Source organism: Ruegeria sp. BJ5, assembly GCF_056537865.1.
The window spans coordinates 1-4161 of the sequence record NZ_JBQFSH010000011.1; the positions used below are offsets into that span (position 1 = coordinate 1).

4 protein-coding genes are annotated in these 4161 nt (G+C 55.8%); all 4 read right to left on the bottom strand.

Going from position 1 to position 4161, the window contains the following annotated elements; genetic code table 11:
- Positions 1 to 960 precede the first annotated feature (960 nt).
- Positions 961 to 1146 (bottom strand): hypothetical protein, encoded by a 186-nt coding sequence (locus tag ACR0NY_RS19010; RefSeq protein ID WP_480423916.1) that lies wholly within the window; start codon positions 1144 to 1146, stop codon positions 961 to 963.
- Complete coding sequence (locus ACR0NY_RS19015) at positions 1136 to 1951, bottom strand: type IV toxin-antitoxin system AbiEi family antitoxin domain-containing protein (protein WP_480423914.1); 816 nt, start codon at positions 1949 to 1951, stop codon at positions 1136 to 1138. The genes ACR0NY_RS19010 and ACR0NY_RS19015 overlap by 11 nt, the downstream gene beginning before the upstream one ends.
- A 299-nt stretch (positions 1952 to 2250) precedes the next feature.
- Entirely contained in the window at positions 2251 to 3636 is a 1386-nt protein-coding gene (locus tag ACR0NY_RS19020) for an IS1182 family transposase (protein ID WP_480424160.1), read from the bottom strand.
- A gap of 330 nt (positions 3637 to 3966) precedes the next feature.
- Positions 3967 to 4161 (bottom strand): HAD hydrolase-like protein (locus tag ACR0NY_RS19025; protein ID WP_480771295.1); only part of this gene is annotated, 195 nt, incomplete at its 5' end.

Genomic DNA, 4161 nt, shown 5'->3' on the forward strand with positions numbered 1-4161 from the left:
GCCGGGGCCTGGGTTGGGACCGGGACCTGGATTGGGGCCGGGGCCTGGGTTGGGACCGGGACCTGGATTGGGGCCGGGGCCTGGGTTGGGACCGGGACCTGGATTGGGGCCGGGGCCTGGGTTGGGACCGGGGCCTGGGTTGGGGCCCGGGTTTGGAGTGCCGGGACCTGGGCTTGGATTTGGACTGGGGTTTGGAGAAGGTGATGGGCTGGGACCTGGGTTTGGAATACCGGTGCCTGGATTTGGGCCGGAGCCTGTCTCAGAGTCTCCACCACCACCGCCTGCGAGAGAAGCTGCGAGCCCAACTGCGGCGAGCCCAAGGGCGATCGAACCAATTCCGAAGGTCTCCCCTGTGCTTAGCTCCGAAAGGGAAAAACTACGGATGTCTGGTGTCCGGTCTAAGGTTTGGTTGAGGTAGTCCTCCATAATTGCTGGTCGGCTCAGGAGGATGTACTTGCGTGCATCCTCGAAGGTTGATGGATCGCGCGCATGCTCACTGACGAGGAATTGCAAGGCCTGTTGATTTGAATAGGAGGTGAGTTGATCCGAGTAGATACTCGCCGCGACGGAGGTGGCAAAGGTGACAATGGCCGTCGTGGTCAGGGCTAACGTCTTAAACAGGCGCATGATGATTGCTATTCTTTAGCTGTTAGATTGTAACTGCTCGGTTGCGACCGCGCGCCGTTGATACCGATGAACCGCCCGACCCACCCGGCTCGCAAGTAACAAGCTGAATGTATTGCGGATATTGAGGATTGCTGACCGATCATTCGGTAGGCGGGCCATTCGTTTCCTGCCCAACTTTAGAACCCAGTTACTGTATTGTGAAATACTCCGATCCTATGTTTGAATAGACATCGGCTATGGTGCGGCCTGCGCACGCCATGAGATCAGTGGCAGGAGCTTCACCACCTCAACCCAGACGAAAAGACCGAGCGATTGAAGCCGGATCAATCCAAATTAAGGCGGTCCGAAATCCAAAATAATTCGATCCGGTCTACCGCCCTTGAAGACCCAGGATTCAGATAGCTCAGGATGCGCATAGATACCCGCGAGCGCCCAGCCAAGCGCGTAATCCTTTTCCACCACGTGCGGGGTAAGGCCCTGCGTACTGGCAAGTCCAAGGATTTCGCGCTTATCGATCATGCGGGGCGTCCTTCATCCAGCTATCCGGCACACGCAAGCGCCAACGTGTGATGAGACGCGGACACTCCAAAGACGGGTCCAGCTTGGCATGCCCCTTGGTGAGATGCTTGCGCGCTTTGCGGGCAACTATTCCGCCCTTTTCGTGGCGTTCAGCAAGAAAACCGAGCCGCTTGAAGACCGCGCCGTTTCCGTGGCGCAAAGCGTAGTCGATCAACAGATCAGGGTTGCAATCAGGCCGCTGTAGGTAGCGATCAAAACACTCCGAGACATGTTGAATGCCCCCGCCAACCCGGGGATCATCGAGCATATCGATGATTGTGCGGTTAATATCAGACACCGGAATACGGGTCTGGCCACGCCAAACCGTTTTCGTCCCGAATATCATCTCATTCTTGATGTGCTTGAGTGTAAAGACCGCACCCTGCCGCTCGACTGTCCGGCCGGCAACCGAGCGGGCCGTAAACACAAGAACATCGCGAAATATCTGTTCGGTGAGGTCCCAATGCTCGGCAGCGGTCCGTCCCCCAATGTAACATGGCTCAAATAGCGTCGGCACAAGAATCCAAGGGTCCTGCAAGACCTGCCTCGCATCGAGAAGATCAAGCTGAACAGGTACATATGCCCCGCTACCAACTCGCCTGAGCCAGCCTTGGGCGGTCCATCTTGAGAGTAATTTCGCGGCCTGGTGACGGTCGATATCCAAAGCTCGCACTGCATCGTCAATACGCACGACATCCCCTGAAGCCTGAATGACTGTAGTGAGGCGGGCGCGCCCGCGAGCCAGCGGTGGTCTCGAATCGTTCATACTACATTAGAGTACACAAAATTCTCGGAAATAGCGAATTTCTATCTAAGTATAGTACTATACTTCCGGTATATACCGCATACCGGAATTCGCGAATTTCATGAATTTTCGCCTGCAAAATATAGCGGCCAGATTTCCGGAGTCGCAAGCAATTCCACATTTGAATGGCCGCAATCCAGACTCTTGGAAGGAGCAATCGCGTTCGCAGCGAACTTCCGCTTTCCGCCGATTCTGTTGAAAAACAACGTGTTGCAGTCGCAGAATGGGGTGACCTGAGCACGGCACGAGCGCCTTTCTGGTCAGGCGTTTCGCGTTTGCTGCGGTGCGGGAAAGATTTTCGCCAATTTGCGGAGGTTCTGGGCGGTGGCGGCGAGGAGGAATTCGTCATTTGCGCCGCACGGTCCACGTAATCGGAGCCGTCCAAGGCCTAGGATGCGCTTGAGGTGGGCGAAGAGCATCTCAACTTTCTTTCTGAGCTTCATCGCAATCTGGTACTCTTCAGTTTTGGCCAGATCTCTGGCGACCTGGCGCGCATCTTCGTGCTCTTCGCGGGTGATTTTGCGTGCATCAGCGTTGGGGCAGCATCTTTGTTTGGACGGACATACCTGGCAGACTTCTTTCAAGGCGCGATAGCGGGCTGTGCCCTTGCCCGACGGCCCCCGGTTTGGATCAGAGTAATTCCGGCGGAACTGTTTAAGCGCGTGACCCTCTGGGCAGATATATTGATCATGCTCAGCGTCCCATTCGAAGTCTGTGCGTGTCCAGGTGCCGTCGGGGCGTCCGGCCTTGTCGATGACCGGGATGTAAGGATCGATCTTGCGATCCACGAGCCAGCCGAGCATCGGGCCTGAGCCGTAGGCGGTATCGGCGATCATCCAGTCGGGGACGAGGTCGAACTTGTCCTTCACCCGGTCCAGCATCGTCTTTGTCGACCCCACTTCGGCTTGCCGGATGGATCTGGTCGCTTCCACATCCACAATCACGCTGTGATCTGTATCAACGAGGTAGTTATCAGAGTAAGCAAAGAAGGCTGGTGCCTTGTGCGCCGCTGTCCATTGGCTGGCAGGGTCCGAATATGAAATGAACTTAGGCTTGACTGGCGAGGCAGCACCAAACGCGGCCTCATCCAGGGTTTCCAGATATTCCCGAACAGCGCGCGGTGCGGTCTTGGCATCGATCTGTGCAGCATCCCATTCTTCTTGTGACGCTGAATACTGCTTGGTCGCTTCTGCCTCAATCAAGCTGGCATCAATCGCCATACGCTGGCCGCTGACCAAACCTTCTGCGATGCACCGCGCCACTGTCGTTTCGAACACGTGCCGCAAGAGTTCACTCTCGCGGAACCGACCATGGCGGTTCTTGGAAAAGGTAGAGTGATCCGGCACTCGATCAGTCAGATCGAGGCGACAGAACCAGCGATACGCAAGGTTCAGGTGCACTTCTTCGCACAACCGCCGTTCCGACCGGATGCCAAAGCAATAGCCCACCAGCAGCATGCGGATCAGCAACTCGGGATCGACGGAAGGGCGACCAGTATGACTGTAAAAATCCGCCAAATGATTGCGGATACTACTCAGGTCAACAAATCGATCAATCGACCGCAGCAGATGATTGTCCGGGACATGTTCCTCCAGGGAGAACTCATAGAACAGCTCAGCCTGAGTTTCCTGTTTTGGTCCCATCATCATCCAAACTCCCATTCAATAAGAGAATTGAATCAGCCAGATGGCCTTCGATCAAGACAGAGTTTTTCAACAGAATACGAGCTGCTAATGCAGCAATCTTACCTCGCGGTCAAGGTCGACTCTGGGCTGTCTCCGGAGATCCGCAAAGTCTGGTGTTTGCGATTGGCGGACGTTGCATAAGCCCTTGGCGCGTTCAGTCCTTTGGTCCCGCCGTAGTGATGGCCCAACCAACATTGATACCATATCTACGTCTGGCCGCCGCTTACAGCGTTAGATTTATTGCTCTTGCGCGACGCAGCTACCGCTAGGGCAACGATCGTTCGGCGGTATTCAATCACCCCCCTCAATGACAAACTCTACAGCGGCTCGAACACCGTCTGCGGTTGTGGTGGGTCGCGGGTCATGGCGCGCCTCGTCGCCAGGTTGGTATTTTCCGGTTCGGACAAGAATGGCTGCGCCTAAGCCAGCCTTCAAAGCGCCTGCGATATCGCTTTCGGCATCATCGCCAATCATTACTATGTCAGC

Bases quoted from the DNA above. Each gene is read 5' to 3' on its own strand.
- ACR0NY_RS19010 (WP_480423916.1), bottom strand. From the start codon at position 1,146: ATGATCGATAAGCGCGAAATCCTTGGACTTGCCAGTACGCAGGGCCTT.
- ACR0NY_RS19015 (WP_480423914.1), bottom strand. From the start codon at position 1,951: ATGAACGATTCGAGACCACCGCTGGCTCGCGGGCGCGCCCGCCTCACT.
- ACR0NY_RS19020 (WP_480424160.1), bottom strand. From the start codon at position 3,636: ATGATGGGACCAAAACAGGAAACTCAGGCTGAGCTGTTCTATGAGTTC.